At 70.6% G+C, this 21,352-nt stretch carries 22 protein-coding genes; 11 read left to right on the top strand and 11 right to left on the bottom strand.

Annotation, left to right across the window (positions count from 1 at the left end; all coding sequences use genetic code 11):
• Positions 1-31: 31 nt before the first annotated feature.
• The 3 genes from ACZ4UV_RS12435 to ACZ4UV_RS12425 are packed head-to-tail and all read right to left on the bottom strand — an operon-like array spanning position 32 to position 2,731.
• Entirely contained in the window at positions 32-463 is a 432-nt protein-coding gene (locus tag ACZ4UV_RS12435; RefSeq protein WP_467837658.1) for a nuclear transport factor 2 family protein, read from the bottom strand.
• The gene (locus ACZ4UV_RS12430) at positions 460-1,425 is read right to left on the bottom strand and encodes a PDR/VanB family oxidoreductase (RefSeq protein ID WP_467837656.1); all 966 of its coding nucleotides are present in this window, start codon (positions 1,423-1,425) and stop codon (positions 460-462) included. The genes ACZ4UV_RS12435 and ACZ4UV_RS12430 overlap by 4 nt, the downstream gene beginning before the upstream one ends.
• 7 nt (positions 1,426-1,432) lie before the next feature.
• Positions 1,433-2,731, bottom strand: a complete 1,299-nt coding sequence (locus ACZ4UV_RS12425; RefSeq protein ID WP_467837654.1) for a Rieske 2Fe-2S domain-containing protein — start codon at positions 2,729-2,731, stop codon at positions 1,433-1,435.
• Between the two features lie 468 nt (positions 2,732-3,199).
• Here ACZ4UV_RS12425 and ACZ4UV_RS12420 point away from each other — a divergent pair, with 468 nt between their 5' ends.
• Genes ACZ4UV_RS12420 through ACZ4UV_RS12400 form a run of 5 tightly spaced genes read left to right on the top strand, consistent with a single transcriptional unit; the run spans position 3,200 to position 7,792 of the window.
• Complete coding sequence (locus ACZ4UV_RS12420) at positions 3,200-4,861, top strand: GMC family oxidoreductase (RefSeq protein ID WP_467837652.1); 1,662 nt, start codon at positions 3,200-3,202, stop codon at positions 4,859-4,861.
• Complete coding sequence (locus ACZ4UV_RS12415) at positions 4,858-5,280, top strand: GlcG/HbpS family heme-binding protein (RefSeq protein ID WP_467837650.1); 423 nt, start codon at positions 4,858-4,860, stop codon at positions 5,278-5,280. The genes ACZ4UV_RS12420 and ACZ4UV_RS12415 overlap by 4 nt, the downstream gene beginning before the upstream one ends.
• Before the next feature lie 37 nt (positions 5,281-5,317).
• The gene (locus ACZ4UV_RS12410) at positions 5,318-6,394 is read left to right on the top strand and encodes an amidohydrolase family protein (RefSeq protein ID WP_467837648.1); all 1,077 of its coding nucleotides are present in this window, start codon (positions 5,318-5,320) and stop codon (positions 6,392-6,394) included.
• Positions 6,391-6,789: a metal-sulfur cluster assembly factor gene (locus ACZ4UV_RS12405; RefSeq protein WP_266393613.1), complete on the top strand. Its 399-nt coding sequence runs from the start codon at positions 6,391-6,393 to the stop codon at positions 6,787-6,789. Before ACZ4UV_RS12410 ends, ACZ4UV_RS12405 begins: the two co-directional genes overlap by 4 nt.
• Complete coding sequence (locus ACZ4UV_RS12400) at positions 6,779-7,792, top strand: alpha/beta hydrolase fold domain-containing protein (RefSeq protein ID WP_451023191.1); 1,014 nt, start codon at positions 6,779-6,781, stop codon at positions 7,790-7,792. The genes ACZ4UV_RS12405 and ACZ4UV_RS12400 overlap by 11 nt, the downstream gene beginning before the upstream one ends.
• Before the next feature lie 428 nt (positions 7,793-8,220).
• On the opposite strand, the gene ACZ4UV_RS12395 is transcribed toward ACZ4UV_RS12400, so the two are convergent.
• The 3 genes from ACZ4UV_RS12395 to ACZ4UV_RS12385 are packed head-to-tail and all read right to left on the bottom strand — an operon-like array spanning position 8,221 to position 10,777.
• Positions 8,221-8,883 carry a 3-oxoacid CoA-transferase subunit B gene (locus tag ACZ4UV_RS12395; protein WP_467837646.1) on the bottom strand — a complete coding sequence of 221 codons (663 nt, stop codon included), beginning with the start codon at positions 8,881-8,883 and terminating at the stop codon, positions 8,221-8,223.
• Complete coding sequence (locus tag ACZ4UV_RS12390) at positions 8,880-9,575, bottom strand: 3-oxoacid CoA-transferase subunit A (RefSeq protein ID WP_467837644.1); 696 nt, start codon at positions 9,573-9,575, stop codon at positions 8,880-8,882. Before ACZ4UV_RS12390 ends, ACZ4UV_RS12395 begins: the two co-directional genes overlap by 4 nt.
• Positions 9,572-10,777 (bottom strand): thiolase family protein, encoded by a 1,206-nt coding sequence (locus tag ACZ4UV_RS12385; RefSeq protein ID WP_467837643.1) that lies wholly within the window; start codon positions 10,775-10,777, stop codon positions 9,572-9,574. The genes ACZ4UV_RS12390 and ACZ4UV_RS12385 overlap by 4 nt, the downstream gene beginning before the upstream one ends.
• Positions 10,778-10,848: 71 nt before the next feature.
• Between ACZ4UV_RS12385 and ACZ4UV_RS12380 the strand changes: the two genes are divergently transcribed.
• Positions 10,849-11,730: a LysR substrate-binding domain-containing protein gene (locus ACZ4UV_RS12380; protein WP_467837642.1), complete on the top strand. Its 882-nt coding sequence runs from the start codon at positions 10,849-10,851 to the stop codon at positions 11,728-11,730.
• Between the two features lie 415 nt (positions 11,731-12,145).
• Here ACZ4UV_RS12380 and ACZ4UV_RS12375 read toward each other — a convergent pair whose 3' ends face one another.
• From ACZ4UV_RS12375 to ACZ4UV_RS12365, 3 genes are all read right to left on the bottom strand, one after another.
• A complete protein-coding gene (locus ACZ4UV_RS12375) occupies positions 12,146-13,162 on the bottom strand; it encodes an SMP-30/gluconolactonase/LRE family protein (RefSeq protein ID WP_467837641.1) in 1,017 nt (338 codons plus the stop codon).
• 97 nt (positions 13,163-13,259) lie between these two features.
• Positions 13,260-13,700: a DUF6069 family protein gene (locus ACZ4UV_RS12370; RefSeq protein WP_451021388.1), complete on the bottom strand. Its 441-nt coding sequence runs from the start codon at positions 13,698-13,700 to the stop codon at positions 13,260-13,262.
• A 49-nt stretch (positions 13,701-13,749) separates the two neighbouring features.
• Positions 13,750-14,358 (bottom strand): NAD(P)-dependent oxidoreductase, encoded by a 609-nt coding sequence (locus ACZ4UV_RS12365; protein ID WP_451021387.1) that lies wholly within the window; start codon positions 14,356-14,358, stop codon positions 13,750-13,752.
• A gap of 148 nt (positions 14,359-14,506) precedes the next feature.
• Here ACZ4UV_RS12365 and ACZ4UV_RS12360 point away from each other — a divergent pair, with 148 nt between their 5' ends.
• Entirely contained in the window at positions 14,507-15,001 is a 495-nt protein-coding gene (locus ACZ4UV_RS12360; RefSeq protein ID WP_467837639.1) for a MarR family winged helix-turn-helix transcriptional regulator, read from the top strand.
• Positions 15,002-15,557: 556 nt separating this feature from the next.
• On the opposite strand, the gene ACZ4UV_RS12355 is transcribed toward ACZ4UV_RS12360, so the two are convergent.
• Both ACZ4UV_RS12355 and ACZ4UV_RS12350 read right to left on the bottom strand, forming a co-directional pair.
• Entirely contained in the window at positions 15,558-15,980 is a 423-nt protein-coding gene (locus ACZ4UV_RS12355) for a GlcG/HbpS family heme-binding protein (RefSeq protein WP_451021385.1), read from the bottom strand.
• A gap of 94 nt (positions 15,981-16,074) precedes the next feature.
• Positions 16,075-16,716 (bottom strand): TetR/AcrR family transcriptional regulator, encoded by a 642-nt coding sequence (locus ACZ4UV_RS12350; RefSeq protein ID WP_451021384.1) that lies wholly within the window; start codon positions 16,714-16,716, stop codon positions 16,075-16,077.
• A gap of 266 nt (positions 16,717-16,982) precedes the next feature.
• Here ACZ4UV_RS12350 and ACZ4UV_RS12345 point away from each other — a divergent pair, with 266 nt between their 5' ends.
• The 4 genes from ACZ4UV_RS12345 (at position 16,983) to ACZ4UV_RS12330 (ending at position 21,276) form a co-directional block, all read left to right on the top strand.
• A complete protein-coding gene (locus tag ACZ4UV_RS12345) occupies positions 16,983-18,269 on the top strand; it encodes a Rieske 2Fe-2S domain-containing protein (RefSeq protein WP_467837636.1) in 1,287 nt (428 codons plus the stop codon).
• 9 nt (positions 18,270-18,278) lie between these two features.
• Positions 18,279-19,241, top strand: a complete 963-nt coding sequence (locus tag ACZ4UV_RS12340; RefSeq protein ID WP_467837634.1) for a PDR/VanB family oxidoreductase — start codon at positions 18,279-18,281, stop codon at positions 19,239-19,241.
• On the top strand, positions 19,238-19,645 hold the full coding sequence (locus ACZ4UV_RS12335; RefSeq protein WP_467837632.1) for a nuclear transport factor 2 family protein: 408 nt from the start codon (positions 19,238-19,240) through the stop codon (positions 19,643-19,645). Before ACZ4UV_RS12340 ends, ACZ4UV_RS12335 begins: the two co-directional genes overlap by 4 nt.
• 140 nt (positions 19,646-19,785) lie before the next feature.
• Positions 19,786-21,276, top strand: coding sequence for an aldehyde dehydrogenase (locus ACZ4UV_RS12330; RefSeq protein WP_467837630.1), 1,491 nt, complete (start codon positions 19,786-19,788; stop codon positions 21,274-21,276).
• Positions 21,277-21,352 lie beyond the last annotated feature (76 nt).

Genomic DNA, 21,352 nt, shown 5'->3' with positions numbered 1-21,352 from the left:
GATCCCTGGGTTCCGGGAGTCCGTGCGCCGCTCAGCCAGGCGGCAGCCGCCGAGCCATCTGGAGGTGCGCCAGCTGCCAGCCGCCCGCCTCGGCCGCCACCCAGACCCGGGTGACGGCGGCCTGGATGACGAACGGGGTCAGCTCGGGCACGAAGGCGACCCGCATCTCCTGCAGACAGCTGACCACGGCCGTGGTGCCGAAGCGCTGGACGGTCACGTCGTAGGTGTCCACCTGGCTGGTGCGGCCCAGGCGTGCCGCGTACCGCAGCCAGTCCTCCACCCCGTGGATGTGGCCCACCGCAGAGTGCACGATCACGCAGCCGGGGTGCAGCAGGGCACGGATGGCCTGCTCCGGTCCGGGGAGCGTCTGCGCGGCGAGCCAGGCGGCCTCGGCCTCCTCGACCGTGGCGGGGACGGGGGCAGCGGCGGCGAGGTCTTTTGCCGCGGTCGATGAGGTGGTCACAGCTCCAGCTCCAGGATCGGGGACTTCGACCGGGACGAGCATGGGGTGAACAGACCCTCCCCGCGCTCCTCGTCGGTCAGGACGTCGTCCCGGTGGTCGGGCTCACCGGCGCGCACCCGCACGATGCATTCGCCGCAGATGCCCTGTCCACACGAGTTGGGCGCCTCGACGCCGTTCGCCAGCAGGACGTCCAGGACGCTCTGGTCCTCGGGAACGAGGTACTCCGCTCCCGTGGAGGACAGACGCACGGTGAATCCGCCCTCCCCTCCCCCGCCGGGCTCGGCCGCGACCGGGGGCGAGGCGCTGAAGCGCTCCTTGTGCAGGGCGGACGCGGGCCATCCGAGCTCGGCCGCCCGCCCCAGCGCGTAGTCCATGAACCCGCCGGGGCCGCAGACGTAGATCGCGGTCCCGGGAGCGGGGTCCCCCAAGTCGCTTCCCAGATCCAGGCGTTGCTCCGGGGGCTCGTCGTCGAAGTGAAGGGTGACCCGCGGGTGGTTCTCCAGGTCGGCGAGGAAGGCGGCCTCGCTCCGGCTGCGGGCGCAGTAGTGCAGGTGGTAGTCGCCCCCGGTGGCGTCGAGGCTCTGGGCCATCGACAGCAGCGGGGTGATGCCGATGCCGCCCGCGAGAAGCAGGTGCCGGCGCGCGGACGTCAGGCCGAAGCGGTTGCGCGGCGCGGCGATGCGCAGCGTGTCGCCCTCGGCGAGGGCGTGCATGGCGCGTGAACCGCCGCGCGAGGCGGGTTCGTCGAGGACCGCGAGCCGGTACTGCTTGCGGATGCCCGGTGGTCCGCACAGGGAGTACTGCCGGATCAGTCCCGCCGTACCGACCTGTACGTCGATGTGGGCGCCCGGCTCGTACTCCCACAGCTCGTCGCCGTCGGCCCGGGCGAGGTCGAAGACCGCGATTCTCGGCGTGGCGTCGTACCGGGCCACGACGACCACGTCCGTCCAGGTGGTGCTCACGCTTCGGTCACGCCCCTGCCGCCGTGGGCGCTGCCGCCCGGTCCGTCCCCGTGGGCGCCTCCGGTCGGGTGACGAGGCCGGCCTCCACACGGCGGACCGGCTCGCCGGGGGTGGCGACGCCGAGCGGGGTGCGTCCGGCCTCGACGTCGTCCAGCATCGTGCGCAGCATGCGCCGGAGCATGACGACGCCCTTGTCGGACGGCGCCAGGGTCTCTTCGGAGTGCTGGGTGATGGGGCCCTGTGACCACTGGGCCTCGTAGTCGCCGGGGAAGCGCTGTTTCTCCTCCTCACTCAGCTGCCAGCCGTCCTTGCCGTTCTGCTTGATGCCGAACATGAAGGATGTGGCCCGCCCGGGGTCGGCGGAGCGGATGGAGAAGACCAGCCGGTGGTGGGTGTCGTCGGCGGGGACGACCCAGATCAGCATGTCGTTGCGGACGTCGGGGGTCGAGCGGATGAAGTCGGGCAGGGCGATGATGTTGGGCAGCATGCACTCCACCGACCACTCCAGGTCGACGGGTGCGCCATCGTCGCCCTTGGTGTCCTGGTAGCGCCAGACGTACTTCACGCCGTTGCCGGTGCGGTGGTAGGTGGTGCGCTCGGCGGCGGTGCGGTGGTCGTAGTAGTGCTCGGGGAAGCCGGTCGTGCCGGTGCCCTGGAACTGGAACCCGCTGTGGTTGGAGTGCAGCCACGCGGCGTGCACGGGGTCGACGGCGTTCTCGAACAGCTGGAGCCAGTTGTAGTCCTGCTCCAGGCCGATGACCTCGGCGCCGGGCACCATCCAGCTGGTGTGGTAGCTCTCGCCCTCACCCAGGGGTTCGAGGCTGTCGTAGCGCGGCAGCGGGGGCTTGAGCTCGGGCGGGCCCATGTAGACGAAGACCAGGCCGTAGGCCTCCTCCACCGGATACCACGGCTGACGTGCGAGATTGCGGCGCTTGCCGCCGTCGAGTTCGCAGGCCTGGTCCAGGCAGTGGCCCTGCACGTCGAACTTCCAGCCGTGGTAGCAGCAGCGGATGCCGTCCTCCTCGACACGGCCGTAGAAGAGGCTGCTGCCGCGGTGCGCGCACCGCTCGAAGACGACGCCGGGGCGGCCCTGGCCGTCCCGGAAGACGATCAGGTTCTCGCCCAGCAGACGCACTCGGTGCGGAACGTCGCTGGTCAGGGCAGTGGAGCTGGCGACCGGCTGCCAGTGGCGACGCAGCGCCTCACCCATCGGGGTGCCGGGGCCGACCTCGGTCAGGCGGGCGTCGTGGGAGGAGGGCTTACGGCCGTAGCCGGTTCCCGAGTCGGGCACGGTCGTGTCGGTCATGTGGACCATCTCCTCGGCGTTGAGGCAGTGGGGACGCGGGTACGAGGGCTGTTCGAGGGGGTCGGACAGCCCGCGGTCGAGGCTGCTTCGCGCTGTCGCGAGGCGTTACGGCGCGAGCGTGCGGCGGCTCTCCGGCACGCTCGGACAGGGGCGGACAGGCACGGCGAGCGGTGTGCGCCCCTGAGGCGGTTCATGCCGTTGTACGGCTCTGATGAAAAACTGTCAATGGCTCCGACCTGGTTTGATGAATTACTTGCAGACCCCTGTCGGATCGCCGGACGCCCTTGTTACGGTGACCCGGCACCGAGGTGACGCCCCGCTCGCGGACCTGGCCGCACCTCGCGACAACACCTGAGAACGTGCCGAGCCGGCGACCGCCTCCCTGCGATTTTCCGCAGCTCCTCCAGCGCGCGTTCGCTCCAGAGCCGAAGGAGACGAGATGTCCGGACCCAGCGCAGGACCCTCCGTATGAGCGCCGGACACGGCGCCGAGTACGACTACGTCGTCGTCGGCGCGGGTACGGCCGGCTGCGTCCTCGCCGCGCGCCTGTCCGCGGACACCGGGACACGGGTGCTGCTGATCGAGGCCGGTCCGCCCGCGGACCGCGGTCTGCTCGTTCAACTCCCCCTCGGGGTCGGGCTGCTGTCGGGACGCAAGGACATCGGCTGGGGTTACGAGTCGGAGCCCGAGCCGGGCCTGAACGGCAGGCGTATCCCGGTCCCGCGTGGCCGGCTGGTCGGCGGCACCGGATCGATCAACGGCTCGACCCATGTCCGCGCACACCGCCTCGACTACGACGACTGGGTCAAGTCCGGCGCGAAGGGCTGGGGTTGGGACGACCTGCTGCCGTACTTCCGCCGCTCAGAGAGCAGTTGGCGCGGGGACACCGAGCACCACGGCGGGTACGGACCCGTCACGGTGTCGACCACGGTCCGGCGAGGTCCCTTCGGCCGCCGTCTGGACCGCGCCGCCCGATCGCTGGGCATCGAGTTCCCCGACGACACCCAGAGTGGGGACCCCACCGGAGCAGGCCAGGTCGAGAACGCCATCCACCGTGGGCGACGGCACAGCACCGCCGCCGCGTACCTGCGCCCCGCGCTGCGGCGACGCCCCGGCCTGGCCCTGCTCACGGGGGTGCTGGTGGACACGCTCGTGCTCGACCGGGGACGCGTGACGGGCGTCCGTGTCGTGAAGGGCGGACAGAGCCGGGTGATCCGGGCGGCCCGCGAGGTCGTGGTCTGCGCGGGTGTCTACAACTCGCCGCAGCTGCTGATGCGTTCGGGCATCGGACCGGCGGATCACCTGCGCGAGCACGGCATCGAACCGGTGGCGGACCTGGCCGGCGTCGGCGCCAACCTCCAGGACCACCCGGCGGCTCCTGTGCTGTTCGACGTCAGGGATCCGGTGACCTTCCACGAGCACCTGCGCGTCGACCGCGCGGCGGTGGGCGCGCTCCGCTGGCTGCTCACGGGCAACGGTCCGCTGGCCGGGATGCCCGAGTTCCTCTCCGCGTACATTCGCACCCGCCCCGGCCTGGACCGTCCCGACGGGTTCCTCGGCATCCTGGCCGGCGGTTTCGACGCCCGGCCGTGGTTCCCCGGCATCCGGCCGCTGAAGGACCGCCACTGCGTGGCCCTCAACGCCGTCGCGACCCCCCGCAGCCGCGGCGAGGTCAGGCTGGGCTCCGCCGACCCGGCCGCCCCGCCGCGGATCACGTTCAACCTGCTCACCGAGCCGGAGGACGTCGCCGCGCTGCGGGAAACCGTGCGCACCACGCTGGCCCTCCTGCGCAGCCCGGAGGTCTCCCCGATGATCCGGGCGGAGCTCGCACCGGGCCCCGACGTGCACACCGACGCCGACTTCGAGCGCTATCTGCGCGAGACCGGTTACTCCGCCAACCACGCGTGCGGCACGTGCGCCATCGGAACCTCCGAGACCGCGGTCGTCGACCCCGAGCTGCGGGTGCGCGGCATCGACGGACTGCGTGTCGTCGACGCGTCGGTACTGCCGACCGTGCCCGGCGCGAACATCAACGCCACCGTCATCGCCGTGGCGGAGAAGGCCTCGGACCTGATCCGCGGGATCCCGGCAGCCTCCGGTGCCCCACTCGATGAGAGGACCGCGGGATGAGGGAACCCCTGTCGTACGCCATCGCGCACAAGGCGGCCGAGGCCGCGCTGGACGCGGCCCGGGCGGAGGGGGCGCGGATCTGCGTGGCGGTCGTCAACCGCAGCGGCATCACCAAGGTGCTGCTCAGCGACGACGGAGTCGGCCCCATCGGGATCGAGACCGCGCGCCGCAAGGCCTACACCGCTGCCGTCACCGGTGTGCCGACCTCGAAGTTCGCCGCTTTCGCCGCGTCACCCGCGATGGCGGTCGCGCCCGTGCACCACGTGGACGCCGACCTCCTCGCCGTGCCGGGCGGGGTGCCCATCACCGTGGACGACGGCGAGGTCATCGGTGCCGTCGGCGTCGGCGGAGCCGACGCCGAGACCGACGAACGACTCGCCTCCCGCGCCCTGGAAAGCCTGAAGGACCTGATCGCGTGAGCACCTCTGCCACCCGTGACACCAAAGGAGAACAACCGTGATCGAGGACTTCCTCGTCGTCGAGGGCGTGGCCCACAACTACAACTTCCGGCCCGAGAACTGTGTCAACCCGCACATCGGAGCGGCCATCGGCGAGCACCTCTACAGCCTGCACAAGCGGGTCAGCGGCCCCGCATACACCCTCGAACGCTCCACCTACATGCAGGGCGCGGGCGCGGACATCATCGGCCGGGCCCTGCTCGCGGAGAGCCAGACCGACGTGATCGCCTACCACGAGACGCCCATCTACGGCCACTTTCGGGACGGGGGCTCGGCGCTGGGCTTCGGCCTGGAGATGCGCGAGAAGTGGCCGGAGCGCGTGCTGATCTACGGCGCGGTGTCCCCGCTGCGCCCCGGCGCCCTGGACCGGGTGGACGAGCTGGTGGAGAGGCATCGGGTCAACGCCCTCAAGCTCTATCCGATCGACGTCGTCGAGGGCCGGGCGACCGCGCTGGACATGGGTGACCCGGAGATCTGCTTCCCGCTGTTCGAGCGGGCCCGGCAACACGGTCTGAAGGTCGTGGCCATCCACAAGGCCCTCCCGGTCGGGCCCGGGCCGACCTCCGCCCTCGGGATGGGCGACGTGGAAGCCGCCGCGCTGGCCTTCCCCGACCTCACCTTCGAAGTCGTCCACGGCGGCATGGCCTTCGTCGAGGAGACGGCCCTTCAGCTGGAGTCCTTCCGCAACATATGGGTCAACCTGGAGGCCACGTCGTTCATGGCGGTCTACGCACCCCGCCGCTTCGCCCAGGCAATGGGTGCCTTCCTCCAGGCCGGTGCCGCCGAGCGGATCATCTGGGCGACCGGCTGCGACGCCGTCCACCCCCGGCCGGCGATCGAGGCGTTCTGGAACTTCGAGATGCCCCGTGACCTGATCGAGGAGTACGGGCTGCCCGAGCTCACCAGGGAGATCAAGGCCGACATCCTCGGCCGCAACTTCCTGCGGATGCACGGCATCGACGAGAAGGACCTCCGCGAGCGCATCCGCGGCGACGAGTTCGACACCACCGAACTCCAGGAGCCGTGGGGCGGACGCGTCGCCCCGGTCGACGACGCGTTGGCCGGTGCCCGATGACGGTAACGGAAACCCAGGTCCGCGCGACGCTCAACGAGATCCTCGATCCGTGCAGCATCACCGCGGGAGTCCCCGCCGGACTCGACGACATGGGACTCGTCGGTGACATTCGCGTACAGGACGACGGCGCCGGCGGTCAGCGCATCGCGGTCACCGTCGGCGTGACCGAGCCGAGCTGCGTGCTCATCGGCTCGTTCGCGACCGAGGCCCAGGTCCGGCTCACGGCCCTGCCCGGTGTCTCCGCGGTGGACGTGCGGCTGGCGGACGACTTCGACTGGACCCCGGACCGGCTCGCACCGCACTACCGGCAACGGCTCGACGAACACCGTGAACACAAGCGTCGCGCCCTCCCCCTTCTCGCCATGACCAGGACAGGACCAGCCGTTGACCAGTGAGACCTCGCAGCAGCCGCACACCCCCGACCCGACGGCCGTGGCGGCGAACAACGCCGCGGTCATGGGCCGCTTCATGGAAGGGCTCAGCCGGGCACCGCTCCCGCCCGAGAGGGTCGACCCGACGTCCGTCCGAGTGGTGCGCGACATCACCTACGGCGCGGCACCAGGCGCGGACCTGCGGATGGATCTGTACCTGCCGACGTCGTCCGCGACGGCCCCCACCCCCGTGATCGTATGGCTGCCGGGTGGCGGCTGGCGGCATCAACGCCGGGGCTACGGACCCCACTTGCCCCGGCTCTTCGCCGAACGCGGCTACGCCATGGTGGACATCGAGTACCGCTCCTCCGAGGTCGCCGTCTGGCCCGCGCAACTGCACGACGTCCAGGACGCGTTGGGCCGCCTGCACGACCTCGCGGACACCTACGGCCTGGACCCGGCGTCGATCGGCCTGTGGGGCAGCTCGTCAGGCGCGCACCTCGCACTGCTCACGGCCTTCGCCACCGACGCCGACGGTTCCCCCGCGGTGCCCGGCGTACGCGCGGTGGTGGCGGGCTATCCCCCGACCGACCTGCTCCGGCTCAATGAGGACGCGCTGCCCGGCGGAGTGCTGGGCGTGGATCCCTCCGATCCGGCGTGGGGCCTGCTGGGCGGCCCCCCGTCGGACCGGGCCGCCGCCGCGGTCGAGGCCAGCCCGGCCCGGCAGGCCCACCCGCGGGTGCCGCCCGTGCTGCTTCTGCACGGCGACGCCGACCTGCTCATCGGCCCGGCCCAGAGCCGCCGCCTCCACGACACCCTGGTCGCCACGGGCGCCGAGTCCCATCTGCTGCTGGTGCGCGGCGCCGACCACGGCCTCCTCAACACCGGCGCCTGGGAACTGAACCCCATGACGGCCACGGTGCGGTCCTCACGCTTCCCGGACGCCGAGGGCTCCGTGCGGCTGACCCCCCAGCTGATCGAGCGCTTCTTCGACCGCCACCTGCGAACGGACCCCTGGAACACCTGACCCACCACGGCGCTACGACGACATCGGCCGCGCTCCGCCGCCACCTCGGTGACTCACATCCGGCTCACGGCATCCTGCGCCTCATCGTCACTCCAGGCGTCTCGTGCCGACGCGCTGTCCGGTTGCCGCTCGGCGTTGTCCACCTTTCGCGGCACGTGACAAGGGTCAGGGCACGACGACCCCGCCCGACACTCGCGGGCCCCCAGAACAGGACCGCAGTCCAGTACGGCGTAGCCGGGTTTCCGCGTACGGCGACCGAGGTGGGTGGAGCAAGACGGTCAGGACAGTCTCTGTGGTCCCGACGGAGTGGACGACCCCGACCTGGTTGACGCTGTTCAGCGGCCGGGACAGCGGGGCCGGTCGGCCAGCCAGATGGTCGCCTTCCGCCGGAACGCGGCACAGTCCGGGCGGTGCGGCAAGGAAGCGGTCTACGACAGTTGGATGCCGAGTCGTTCCGCGAGTTCGCGGGCGCTGACGCCGTACGTCTCCCGGATGCGTACGCCGTCGGGGCCGACGTCGAAGACGCCGTGGTCGGTGTAGACGCGGCTGACGCAGCCGATGCCGGTGAGCGGGTAGGTGCAGTGCGGCACGAGTTTCGGTTCGCCGGAGCGGGTGAAGAGCGTCATCATCACGTAGACGTCCTTGGCGCCGATGGCGAGGTCCATGGCGCCCCCGACGGCGGGGATGTCCTCGGGCTTGCCGGTGGTCCAGTTGGCGAGGTCGCCGTCGAAGGCGACCTGGTAGGCCCCCAGGACGCAGACATCGAGGTGTCCGCCGCGCATCATGGCGAAGGAGTCGGCGTGGTGGAAGTACGCCGCTCCCGGCAGCTCGGTCACCGGGACCTTCCCGGCGTTGGTCAGGTCGGGGTCGACCGCGTCGCCCTCGGCCTTCGGGCCCATGTTGAGCATGCCGTTCTCGGTGTGCAGCACCACCCCGGAGCCGGCCGCCAAGTGGTCGGCGATCTTCGTGGGCTGCCCGATGCCGAGGTTGACGAAGGCGCCGGCCGGGATGTCACGTGCGATGACACCAGCCAGTTCGTCCATCGAGAGCCGGTGGTCGGCGCGGGCCTGCTCGCTTGGCGTGGTGGTCATCGTGCCCCCTGCACGGTGTAGTGACGGGCCTCGACCTGGACGACCCGGTCGACGTGGATGGACGGGGTGACGACGGCCTCGGGGTCGAGCTTGCCGGGCTCGACGACCCGGTCGACCTGGACGATGGTCGTCGTCGCGGCCGTGGCCATGACCGGTCCGAAGTTGCGGGCGGTCTTGCGGTAGACGAGGTTGCCCAGCGCATCCGCGACGTGCGCGCCGATCAGCGCGTAGTCGCCCTTGATCGGGTACTCCAGCAGGTACTTCCGACCGTCGATCTCCCGCTCCTCCTTCCCCTCGGCAAGCGGCGTGCCGACCGCGGTCGGACAGTAGAACGCGCCGATACCGGCACCGGCCGCGCGCATCCGCTCGGCGAGATTGCCCTGCGGCACCACCTCGAGTTCGATCTTCCCCGCGCGGTAGAGGCCGTCGAAGACCCAGGAGTCGGCCTGACGCGGAAACGAGCACACCACCTTGCGCACCCGGCCCGCGGCCAGCAGCGCGGCCAGCCCGACATCACCGTTGCCGGCGTTGTTGGACACGATCGTGAGGTCCTTCGCACCCTGCCGGATGAGCGCGTCGATCAGATCGAACGGCATCCCGGCCAGGCCGAACCCGCCGACGAGGATCGTTGAGCCGTCCTCGATCCCGGCGACGGCGGCGTCGGTGCTTTCGATGATCTCCGCCCGGCTCATCGGTCCGCCCCCGTGACAGCGCAGTTCTCGAGTACGACGGCCAGCCCCTGACCGACCCCGATGCAGATCGCGGCGACGCCGTAACGTTGCCCGGTCTCGCGCAGCACCTTGGCCAGGGTGGCGAGGATCCGGCCGCCCGAGGCGCCCAGCGGGTGCCCGATCGCGATGGCGCCGCCCTTCTGGTTGACGATGCCTGGGTCGATCTTCCACGCGTCGAGGCAGGCGAGCGACTGCACGGCGAAGGCCTCGTTGAGCTCGACCGCGCCGACCTGGTCCCAGCCGATCCCGGCCCGGGCCAGTGCACGGTTGGCGGCCTCGACCGGGGCGTAGCCGAAGGCCTGCGGCTCCAGCGCCATCACACCGCGGCCCGCGACACGGGCGATCGGGTCGGCCCCGATCACGGCCGCGGCCTTCTCGCTGCCCAGCAGCACCGCTGAGGCGCCGTCGTTGAGCGGGCTGGCATTGCCCGCGGTGATGGTGCCGCCCTGCTCCGGTGTACGGAAGACCGGTCGCAGCCCGGCCAGCACCTCCGGTGTCGATCCGGCCCGGATGCCCTCGTCGCGCGCCAGGTCGACGCCTTCGATCGGGACCACCAGGTCGTCGTAGAAGCCCGACTCCCATGCCCGGTGGGCGAGTTGGTGGGAGCGGGCGGCGAACTCGTCCTGCCGCTCGCGGGAGATCCCAAAGCGCTCCCGCAACTGCTCGTTGGCCTCGCCGAGGCTGACCGTCCACTCCTTCGGCATCCGCGGGTTGACCAGCCGCCAGCCGAGCGTGGTCGAGACCGCGGTGACATCGCCGGCCGGGAACGGCTTCGCCGGCTTGGGCAGCACCCACGGCGCACGCGTCATCGACTCCACGCCGCCGGTCAGCACCACCTCGGCATCGCCGGACTCGATCGTCCGGCTGGCGGTCATGGCCGCGTCGAGGCTGGAGCCGCAGAGCCGGTTGACCGTGGTGCCGGGCACGCTCACCGGAAGACCGGCGAGCAGCGCCGCCATGCGGCCGACGTTGCGGTTCTCCTCGCCGGCGCCGTTGGCGTTGCCCCACACCACGTCGCCGATCGCTGTGGGGTCGAGGTCCGGCACCCGGGCGAGCGTCGAGGTGATCGCGGCGGCGGCGAGGTCGTCGGGGCGCACCCCGGCCAGCGCGCCGTTGAAGCGGCCGAACGGCGTGCGTGACGCGGCGTAGAGGAAAGCGCTCATGGCAGCGACGCTAATCCCGGGCCACGATATTCTGAAGTACGCATATCCGAGCCGATTGATATGGATGACATATGGATCTGCGTCACCTGCGGTACTTCGTGGCGGTGGCCGAGGAGCGCCACTTCGGTCGCGCCGCCGAGCGGCTCCACATGGCCCAGCCGCCGCTCTCCCAGCAGATCCGCCAGCTCGAGACCGAGCTCGGCGTCGAGCTGCTCCACCGCACCACACGCCGGGTCGACCTCACCGAGGCCGGCCGGGCCTACCTCGAGCGGGCGCGCGCGATCCTCGCCGACGTCGACGAGGCCGCCCACCACGCACGGCTCGTCGCCGCCGGCTCGGTGGGCCACCTCGCGATCGGATGCGTGGGCTCGGCAACGTACAGCCTCCTGCCCGCACTCTCGCGGCGGCTCACGGAGGAGCTTCCCGGCGTCGACTTCTCCTTCCGCGGCGAGATGCTCGCGCCCGACCAGGTCGAGGCGCTGCGCACCGGCGCGATCGACGTCGCCCTGCTGCGCCCTGTGGCGGCCGACCTCTCCCTCACCGTGCGCACCCTGCGCCGGGACCGGCTCGTCGTCGCCGTACCGGTCGGCCACCCACTGGCCCACCGGAAACGGCTGCAGGCAGCGGACCTGGCCGGTGCCGACCTGATCGTGCACTCCGCCGACCGCCGGTCGGTGATGTACGACGTGGTGCTGGGCCTTCTGCGCGACGCCGGTGTCGAGCCGCGCATCCGCCACGAGGTCGGCGAGACCTCGACGCTGGTCACGCTCGTGGCCGGCGGCCTCGGCGTCGCGGTCGTGCCCGAGCCCGTGACCGCGTTGGCGCTCGACGGCGTCACCTATCTGCCGCTGGCCGGCGCCGACGCCCGCGTGGAGCTGGCCGTCGCCCACCGCGCGGACCGCTCCGAGCCGCACCTGGCGCGCACCGTGGGGATCATCCAGGCGATGTTCTGAGACGTCCACCGACGCCGGACAAGGCCCCGCACTTGGCGCGACAACCCCGCCTGGCAACGTCGGGTGATTCAGTGGGCCCGGTGGGCGCCGGCCTGCGAAGCTGCCACCCCAACGGCTGTTCCTCCCCCTGGGCTCGGCCTTTACGGAAACTCATCCTCACCAGGAAGTCTCCGTGGCCGGTGCGCGCCGCGGTCTCGTCGGGCAGCGCGAAGAGTCTGGCCCAAATCGACGCCCGCGGGGTCGGCCGGCCCCTGAAGGAGCGGCCGGGTAGAGCTGCACGAGCACCATCTTCGATCGCATCCCGGTCACTTCCGGCTGTTCAGTGTGATCATTCGATTCGGCTGCACCTGGTTGCCGGAATCCGGGGGAGGCGCTGCTGCCGGTCCCGGCGGCGGCAGGTTCAGGAGGCCGGGCCTCAGTTCAGTACGGCGGGGTTGATCGTTCCGCGCTGCACCTTCGCGTCGTGGGGCTCGGCGAAACCGGCGTCGGTGATGTAGAGCCGGTTTCCGCGTACCGCGACGGAGGTGGGTGAAGCGAGGCCGTCCGACGCGGTCAGGGCGGTCTCGGCGGCCCCGTCGGGATGGACGACCGCGACCTGGTTGAGGCCGTTCTGCGCGGCGAACACCACGTCGGTGCGGTCGTTGAGAAAGTTGAAGTCGTCGACGCCGGTGAGGCCGCTGGTCACGGTGTGGATCCGGCCCGGGGCTCCGGTGGCGGTGACCGGGATCCGCAGCAGGGTGCCCTTGGCGAGGTTGGAGACCCAGACGGCGCCTCTGTGGAAGCGGAGACCGTTCGCACCGAGGGGTACGGGTCCGGACGGGTCGGCCGCGAGGGCGGGGTCGGTCAGCCAGGCGGTCGCCTTTCCGCCTGAGGCCGGGACGGCCCAGACGGTGCCTTTGTTGCTGTCGGCCACGTACAGGGTGCGCCCGGCGCGGTCGAGGGCCAGGCCGTTGGGGAGTCCGTCGGTGGGCAGAGCGGCGACGCGGCTAGGGGCGCCGCCCGGGGGCAGCTTCCATACGCCGGCCCGGGAGGCGTCATCGGAGACCACGTTGTAATAGGTGGTGCCGTCGCGGTCACGCGCGATGCCGCTGAATGCGTCGCCCTGCTGCCCGGCCACGATCACCGTGCTGCGCCCGGACGGGTCGATCCGCAACAGTGCCGGGCGCTCGCCCGCCGCGGTGTGCCCGCCCAGAGTGGAGACGGTCAGCGAGTTGTCCGGGTTGACAGTGATGTTCTCCGGGGAGTCGCCGGCGGTGAAGTCCAATGCGGCGAGAGTTCTCACGTCGGCGACGACCGGCTTGGAGGACTCGTGTTGTGTCGCTGCGGATGCGTACGGCGCCGAGGCGAGGACGGCCGCCGCGGCGGTCAACGCCGCAAGTCCGGACCGCTTCTTCAGGAGGGTTGCTGTGGGGACCCCTACGGAGATTTCCATGTGGACTTCGCACTCTTCTCGAGAGGGCGCAGATGTGCCTGCGCGGGAAGTGGGACATGAAGGGGGGCCGGGGCAGTCGCCCCGGCGTGTTGCGTGGTCAGTCCCGGGTGGCGGGGAGGGGCAGGAGTCGCCGGTAGGCAGGGACGGCGATGGCGGCGACGACGACGTGCATGACCATCAAGGCGATGACGGCACCCCAGCTGGTGCCGGGCCGGCTGTCGGAGATGCCGACCATGATGTCCGGGATCAGGCTGACGATCAGGATGGCGGGCACGAGGGTGCGCAGCAGCCGGGCCGGGTGTGCCGAGCGTGCGCGGATGATCGCCCAGGCGGCAGCGGCGGCCAGGACGCCGAAAACAGTGAGGGGGGCGTAGGCGGAGAGTTGGAGGGGCTGGAAGTCGTCCGAGGCGCCGGCAGCGTGGGCTGTCGCGGAGACGATGGCGTTGACGGCGACCGCGACGGCAGCGGTGCCGGTCAGACCGCCGGTGACGACGAGGCCGCCGGGGCGGGCCGGGCGGGTGGCGAGCTGGTGGCTCATGGTGATTCTCCGGATCGGGTGGGGAGGAGACGGGGGAAACGGAGTCGGGTCAGCCGGCGATGACGACAGAGCGACGGCTGGTGGTCGTGTCGGTGAGTGCGGTGAGCATCCAGGCGGCGACGTCGGCGCGGCTGATGGTGTCCCCCATGCGCAAGGTGGCCGACCCGGGCAGCAGCTTGGTGACACCTGTGGCAGGGCCGTTGGTGAGGCGGACGGCGTGGACGAGGGTGTAGTCGAGGTCGCTGGCGCGCAGCGCGTCCTCGGCGGCCGCCTTGTCCTTGACCATGGCGCCCATGGCCGTGCTGGACATGAGCTTGGCAGGCGCGCTCAGGCGCTCGCGCAGCACGGCGAAGGAGGAAAGCTCCACGAACCGGGTGACGCCGGTGGTGGTGGCACCGGATATGACGGCGTGCGTGGCGTCGGTGATGACGGTTCCGCCGGTGGCGCCGAGCGTGCTGATCACCGCGCCGACGCCCGACATGGCCTGCGTGACGTCATCGGCGTCGGTTGCCTGCCCGGCAACCACGTCGAGGCCGGGCCGGGCATCCAGCTTCTGGGGTGAGCGAACGAGCGCGCGCACGGTGTGGCCCGCGGCCAGGGCCTGGTCGACGACGAGGCGCCCGGTGGCACCGGTGGCACCGAGTACTAGCAGCTTCACGGGAGGACTCCTCAAGGGTTCGATGCTGCACGGAAACTCCGGGCACTGACTTCAAACGTTAACTAAAAACTAGCGGCAATGACTTAAAGCTTCAAGTGAGGATGAGGCGGATTCACTTCAAGCGTGAAGCATCGGTACAGTGGAGGGCATGACGAACACCCCGGCCGACGAGGCTCCCCGCTGGCTCGACGAGGAGGAACGCCGGGCCTGGCTCGGCCTGGTCGGCATCATGCGGCGGCTGGAACACGCGCTCGACACGCAACTGCGCGAGGAAGGGCTGACGCACTTCGAGTACGGGGTGATGGCGGCGCTGTCGGAGTCGCCGCAGCGGGAACTGCGCATGAGCGCGCTCGCCGCGTACGCCGAGGGCTCACTTTCCCGTCTCTCCCAGGTCGTGGCCCGCCTTGAGCGCAAGGGGTACGTCCACCGCCGCCCTGATCCGGCCGACGGCCGCTACACCCTGGCCACCCTGACCGACGAGGGATACGAAAAGATCGTCAGCGCCGCTCCTGGCCACGTCGCCGAAGTGCGCCGCCTGGTGTTCGACCCGTTGACCAAAGCGCAGGTCAAACAGCTCTCCACCATCGGCCGGCGCATCCTGCACGCCATCGACCCCGACAACAGCGACGGCGACCGCGGCTGAACCCTTCACACCGGCCGGGCGCCCACCCGTAGGCTCCGGCGTGCCGTCTTCCCGACGCGGCACGCCTCTCGGAGCAAACACACAGACAAGCCGGCTCGCACGGCCGACTGCTGCCGCTTCTCGCCACCGCCGCTTCTCCCGAATATGGAACACCCCCGGCAACGGCGCCGCCCAACGAGATGAACGGCCATGGAAGGCGCGAAGCTGCGGGGCGCCGGCGTCGCATCGGAGTCCGGGCAGACGACCCGCAAGCGGCTCCGACCAGAAGCTACGGAGAAGCGACCCCTCATGCGACAAGCGCGAGTCGTGATCGCCGCCGCGTCCGACCTCGGCATGAGTCCGACACACACGCTCCTGCTGCGAACTCCCGCTCACCCTTCTGCGTGAGCAGCGTCGTCATCGCATCGACCGGGTCGACGTTCCCGGGAACGCCGGGCGTACCACGCGAGGTCACGCGGACCGGCACCCGGAGATCAGCCACACCCAGGGCCGCGACGACGGCAGCAACGCTCAGCCCAGCCACCGCACCGACCGGAGGGCAGGCCCAGGCGACAACCTACGCCACGATCTTCGCGACGGAATCGCGAGCCTGCTGCGCGATGCGGTCGTCAGTGACGTCGTCAGCCCCGCCCACGCCGATCGCACCGATGACCTCCCCGTCGACCGTCACGATCGGCACGCCGCCGGCGACCGGCAGAAGGTTGGCATCGACCAGGTGGGGAGGCGCCACCTGCATCTGCGGGGACGCGGCGAATGCCGCGAACTTGGCCGTGGGGACACCACTCACCGCCGACGTGTAGGCCTTGCGTCGCGCGGTCTCCACGCCGAGGAGGCCGACGCCGTCGTCGCTGAGGAGGACCTTCGTGACGCCACTTCGGTTGACCACGACAGCACACACCTTGTGCCCGTCGGCCCTTCCTGCTTCGAGAGCGGCAAGTGCGGCGCTGTGCGCGATCTCGTAGCTGAGCGGCTCTCGCATGGAGCGGGTCCTTTCCTCGACGACCGAGCGCCCAGTATGGAGCCGCCCGACGCGAATGTGAAGCGATCCTCGCATTCGCATCACGGGCCCGGAGCTACTGCGCCGGTGCGCCGAGGAGGTACAGGCAGGCGACGCCCACGAGCTCGTCGGTGAGCTGATGCCACGTCAGTGGCCGGTCGGACTCGAACAGTTCGCCGTACAGCACGCGGTTCTGGCAGGTTCCATAGATCAACCGGTAGACGACATCCAGGCGCAACTCCGGCTCCGGCGCATCGATCATCGGCACGATCGGCTCCAAGAACTGCCGGAAGACACGGTTGGCGTCCATGGCGGCCTCGGACCCGACCCGAGCCACGGCGGTGTCGGTGGCGCCCGCGGCCAGAAAGACGCGCATCAGGCGCTCGTGCGCTTGATACGTCTCGGTGAGCCCGGTGACCGCCGAGGCGACGAGCGCGGTCGGATCCGTTCGCAGCGGAGCGAAGCGGTGAATGATGTCGGCGCGAAACTGGTCGATCATGTCGTGCTGCAGCGCCGCGAGCAGGCGGTCCTTGTCGCCGAACCGCCGATACACACTGCCCACCGAGACGCCCGCCCGGGAAGCCACGGCCGCGATGGTGAGCGCCTCAGTGCCGCCCTCTTCGAGGAGGGCCGTACCCGCCTCCAGGATCCGCTGCTGAGTCAGTCGGCTGCGCGCCTGCTGCGCCGGGGGCAGATCGAGTGTCGGTTCGGTACTCACCGCCCCAGCGTAAAGGCAGCCAGGGGCCGTACACCCCGGGCATGGACGGCACCGTGCCCGACCGGCCGCGGCCGGGGACCCCATCGGGCCGTCCCTCCCGGGCCCGAGGGAGCACCTGAACGTGACCCTTGACGCACCGCGAAGTGAAATGCGAATGTGAATTAACAATCCTATTTGAGCCGCACATGGTGGTGCTCTCGCAGGTGATCTCCCCTGCCCTGCGCGCGCCACCGGCTGTGCGCCCGAGCCGCACGGGAGACAGCACGATGACCACCACTTCAGACGTCGACACCGGCACGGCCTACGGCCGCCCGAGGCCCTCGTACAACGCCCGCCTGCGGGAGGTCGGGCCCGGTACACCCATGGGCGAGGCGCTGCGCCGCTACTGGCAACCGATCGCCAGCTCGGAAACACTGATCGCCGGTGCCCTGCCGCAGAAGACCCGCGTACTGGGCGAGGACCTGGTCGTGTTCCGGGACGGGCAGGGCAACCCCGGTGTCGTGATCGAGCGCTGCACACACCGCGGCGCCAGCCTCTTCTACGGGCGCGTCGAGGACGACGGCATCCGCTGCTGCTACCACGGCTGGAAGTTCGACGTCCAGGGCCGCTGTATCGAGCAGGCGTGCGAGCCGGGCCTGGGACGCAGGCGCGACGCCGCCCGTCAGCCGTGGTACCCCGTCGCAGAGCGCTACGGCCTCGTCTTCGTCTACATGGGCCCGCCCGAGCTCAAGCCCGAACTCCCCCGCTACGACGCACTGGAGAACCCCGCCGAGGACGAGAAGTACTTCGCCAGCTGGCCAGTCCCGCACGCCGCGGTTCTCGGCATGCCGGCGGACTTCAGCTGGCTCAACATCTACGAGAACTCCGCCGACCCGACACACGTCACCTGGCTCCACTCCACGCACAGCGGGTACCAGATGCTGGGTACCGGCACCTTCGGCTACCCCGAGAACTTCTTCGACCCGGCCACCATCGCCGAGCGCCTGACGTACGAGCGCACCGACCACGGTCTGAAGTACACCCAGCGGTTCGAGATGGAGGGCGAGGACGGCGAGGTCACCGAGTACGGCTTCGCGGTCGATCAACACCTGCCCAACGTCTTCGGCCTGCCGGACTACGTGAAGCCCACGCCCGACGGGCGGGCAGACCAGTTGCTGTGGGTCGTGCCCTCCGACGACACCAGCCACCGGCTCTTCTTCTCGATCCGCACGAACGATCCCGAACGCATGGTCCGCTTCGTGATCGGCATCACGCAGAACGGGAAGCAGAACCACGAGCTGACCGACGAGGAGCGCCAGAGGTTCCCGGGTGACACGGAGGCCCAGGGCTCGCAGGGAGCGATCACCCTGGACTCCGAGGAGACCCTGGCCACCGGCGACCGCGGCGTCGTCATGCTGCGTCGCATGCTTCTCGCGATGGCCGACGACGTCGAGGCCGGGCGCGACCCGATCAACATCGTCCGCGACGCGTCGGAGGTCCACCGCATCGAGACCGGCCTCTTCACCCTCGGCAGGCGCCCGGCGGGCGACGACGCCGCGGCCGCCGCAGTCTGAGCGAGAACGATGAACAACGAATGGCTCGACACCATCGTGGTCGCCCGGCGCGACGCGACCAGCCGGATCGTGGTGCTCGACCTGGTCAGGCCCGACGGCGGCGAGCTCCCGGAGTTCGCCGCCGGCGCCCATGTCGACGTCCTCGTGGACCGTGCCGCCGGGCTGGTCCGTCAGTACTCCCTGTGCGGGCCGCCGCAGGACCGCACCCGATACCGGCTGGCCGTGCTGGCCGAGGCGGCGTCGCGCGGCGGCTCGCTGGGGATGCACCGGCTCCGCGAGGGCGACAGGCTGCGGATCTCGCATCCACGCAACAGGTTCGGGGTCTCGGACGAGGCACGTCGCCATCTGCTGGTGGCCGGCGGCATCGGCGTCACTCCCCTGCTGGCGATGGCGCACGCGCTCGAAGCCAGGGGCGCGGAGTACGAGTTGCACTACTGCGCCCGGAGCCGGGCGGATTCGGCGTTCGTCGAGGAGTTGGAGAACAACCCCCGCGTGCAGCTCCACTTCGACGACGGCCCGGACGACCAGCGCTTCAGCGTCGCCGACGACATCGGCCCGCCCGACTCCGAGGCGGCGATCTACGTCTGTGGTCCCGGGGGCTTCATGGACTTCGTGATCTCCTCCGCACGCGGAGCGGGATGGCCCGCCCAAGCGATCCACAAGGAGCGCTTCGCACCCGTGGAGGACACCGCCGCGCACACGGCGGGCGGGACCTTCACCGTGCGGCTCGCCAAGTCCGGGGACGAGTACGAGATCAAGGACGGCGAGAGCGTCCTCGACGTCCTGCTCGCGGCCGGCGTGGACGCCCCCTACTCCTGCCAGCAGGGAATCTGCGGCGAGTGCATCGTGCGCGTACTCGCCGGAGAACCCGACCACCGAGACGACATCCTGACCGATCGTGAGCGCGCCGACGGCATGTTCACCACGTGCTCCTCGCGAGCACACTCACCGATTCTGGAGCTGGACCTATGACGACAACCACATCCACCGCAACCACCGGGACCATCGAGGCGATCGAGCAGGCAGAGGCCGCGTGGCTCGCGGCTCTCACCGAGAGCGAAGAAGCGATCGCCTCTCTCATGCTGGAGGACAGCCGGGCCGTCCACGGCCCCGTCGGAAAGATCGACGACTGCAGGACCTTCGCCCATTTCACCTGGACCCGCCGGCGCCACGTTTTCGCCAAGGCCGAGGAGCTCAGCATCACGGTGCGTGGCACCACGGCGATCACCACGTGTCTCCAGGAGATGCACATCGTCTTCGACGAGAGCCTCCCGCCGTTCCCGGTCCAGGAGACGGTGACGCGCGTCTGGGAGGAGACCTCGGAGGGCTGGCGCCTGGCGCACCTGCACCAGTCCAAGCGGATGCCGCCGGTCTGAGGCCCGGGAAGGCCGACACGTCCCCCCACTCCGCTGTTCGATGAACGGACAAGAGGCTTCAGTGCGGGCCGTCGGCCCCAGAGAGTTCGACACGAAGAGTTCGCGCGGCGATCGCCGCTGTCGTGAAGGTGAGGCAACACATGTCAGCCACTGAGACCGAGGCACCCACGTCCGGTGCGGTCCGGACCAGCGATCTCCTCATCGCGGGCGAGCACGTCGCGGCCAGGGACGGCCGTTATTTCGAGACGACCGAGGCCCTGACCGGTGAACCGATCGCGCGGGTCGCGGCGGCCTCCGTCGAGGACGTCAACCTCGCGGTGGACGCGGCGGCGGCCGCCCTTCCGGAGTGGTCGAGCCTCCCGCCGGCCGCACGCCGGTCGGTTCTGGAGCGTGCGGCCGTCCTGCTCGGCGAGCGCACCGACGAGATCGTGGCCACGATGAGCCGCGAGATGGGTGCCACTCTGCCCTGGTGCGGCTTCAACGTGCATGTCGCGAAGGGCATGTTCGTCGAGGCGGCCGCCCAGGCGTACGCGGCCGTCGGCGAGGTCATCCCGTCGGACGTGCCCGGCCTCACTGCCCTCGGCGTACGTCAGCCGGTCGGCGTCGTCGTCGGCATCGCACCGTGGAACGCACCGCTGATCCTCGGCGTACGCGCCATCGTGTGGCCGCTGGTGTGGGGCAACACCGTGGTCCTGAAGTCCTCCGAGCAGACGCCGCTCACCCAGGCCGCCATCGTGCAGGTGCTGCACGATGCCGGCGTGCCCGCCGGAGCGGTCAACCTCATCAGCAACGCGCCCCAGGACGGTCCGAGCGTCGTCGAAGCGCTGATCGCCCACCCGGCCGTGACGCGCGTGAACTTCACCGGATCCAGCAGGGTAGGCCGCATCATCGGCGAGCTCGGCGGTCGCCACCTGACCCGTGTGGTCCTCGAACTCGGTGGCAAGGCGCCCTTCCTGGTGCTTCCCGACGCCGATCTGGAGGAGGCCGCCGCCGCGGCCAGCTTCGGTGCCTTCATGAACCAGGGCGAGATCTGTATGTCGACCGAGCGCGTCATCGTCGACAGAACTGTCGCCGACGAGCTCTCCTCCCGCCTGGCCGAGCGTGCCGCCAAACTGGTCGTCGGGCCGCCGAGCGATCCCGCCTCACAGATCGGTCCGCTGGTCCACGCCGTCGCCCGAGACCACGTGATCGCGCTGATCGAGGACGCCCGTGACAAGGGTGCGCAGGTCCTGACCGGTGGCACGGCCGACGGCCTGTTCGTGCAGCCCACCGTGCTGCGCGGAGTCACGCCGGACATGCGCATCTACCGCGAGGAGTCCTTCGGACCGGTGGTCTCGATCATCGAGGTGGATTCGACCGACGAGGCCGTCGCGATCGCCAACGACACCGAGTACGGACTCTCCGCAGCGGTCTTCGGCAAGGACGCGGCCGCCGCGCTCGACGTGGCCCGCCGGATCAGGTCCGGCATCTGCCACATCAACGGCGCCACCGTGCACGACGAACCCCAGATGCCCTTCGGCGGTGTCGGCGCCAGCGGCTGGGGCCGGTTCGGGTCCCGCGCCGCGCTGGAGGAGTTCACCGAGTTGCGCTGGATCACCATCCAGTCGGGGTCCCGCCACTACCCCCTCTGACGATGCGCCGAGGTCGTACGGCGCACGTGACACGGCGTGCGCCGCGCCTCCGGTCCGTGCTCCCCTGGTTGTGGTG

The organism is Streptomyces sp. NPDC028289 (assembly GCF_055565975.1).
This window is presented reverse-complemented; position numbering and strand designations above follow the sequence as displayed.

Excerpts from the sequence above, each read along its gene's own strand:
- ACZ4UV_RS12380 (WP_467837642.1), top strand. The coding sequence starts at position 10,849 with ATGGATCTGCGTCACCTGCGGTACTTCGTGGCGGTGGCCGAGGAGCGC.
- ACZ4UV_RS12385 (WP_467837643.1), bottom strand. The coding sequence starts at position 10,777 with ATGAGCGCTTTCCTCTACGCCGCGTCACGCACGCCGTTCGGCCGCTTC.
- ACZ4UV_RS12375 (WP_467837641.1), bottom strand. The coding sequence starts at position 13,162 with ATGGAAATCTCCGTAGGGGTCCCCACAGCAACCCTCCTGAAGAAGCGG.
- ACZ4UV_RS12420 (WP_467837652.1), top strand. The coding sequence starts at position 3,200 with ATGAGCGCCGGACACGGCGCCGAGTACGACTACGTCGTCGTCGGCGCG.
- ACZ4UV_RS12395 (WP_467837646.1), bottom strand. The coding sequence starts at position 8,883 with ATGACCACCACGCCAAGCGAGCAGGCCCGCGCCGACCACCGGCTCTCG.
- ACZ4UV_RS12340 (WP_467837634.1), top strand. The coding sequence starts at position 18,279 with ATGAACAACGAATGGCTCGACACCATCGTGGTCGCCCGGCGCGACGCG.
- ACZ4UV_RS12360 (WP_467837639.1), top strand. The coding sequence starts at position 14,507 with ATGACGAACACCCCGGCCGACGAGGCTCCCCGCTGGCTCGACGAGGAG.
- ACZ4UV_RS12345 (WP_467837636.1), top strand. The coding sequence starts at position 16,983 with ATGACCACCACTTCAGACGTCGACACCGGCACGGCCTACGGCCGCCCG.
- ACZ4UV_RS12415 (WP_467837650.1), top strand. The coding sequence starts at position 4,858 with ATGAGGGAACCCCTGTCGTACGCCATCGCGCACAAGGCGGCCGAGGCC.
- ACZ4UV_RS12335 (WP_467837632.1), top strand. The coding sequence starts at position 19,238 with ATGACGACAACCACATCCACCGCAACCACCGGGACCATCGAGGCGATC.
- ACZ4UV_RS12330 (WP_467837630.1), top strand. The coding sequence starts at position 19,786 with ATGTCAGCCACTGAGACCGAGGCACCCACGTCCGGTGCGGTCCGGACC.
- ACZ4UV_RS12355 (WP_451021385.1), bottom strand. The coding sequence starts at position 15,980 with ATGCGAGAGCCGCTCAGCTACGAGATCGCGCACAGCGCCGCACTTGCC.
- ACZ4UV_RS12425 (WP_467837654.1), bottom strand. The coding sequence starts at position 2,731 with ATGACCGACACGACCGTGCCCGACTCGGGAACCGGCTACGGCCGTAAG.
- ACZ4UV_RS12405 (WP_266393613.1), top strand. The coding sequence starts at position 6,391 with ATGACGGTAACGGAAACCCAGGTCCGCGCGACGCTCAACGAGATCCTC.
- ACZ4UV_RS12390 (WP_467837644.1), bottom strand. The coding sequence starts at position 9,575 with ATGAGCCGGGCGGAGATCATCGAAAGCACCGACGCCGCCGTCGCCGGG.
- ACZ4UV_RS12370 (WP_451021388.1), bottom strand. The coding sequence starts at position 13,700 with ATGAGCCACCAGCTCGCCACCCGCCCGGCCCGCCCCGGCGGCCTCGTC.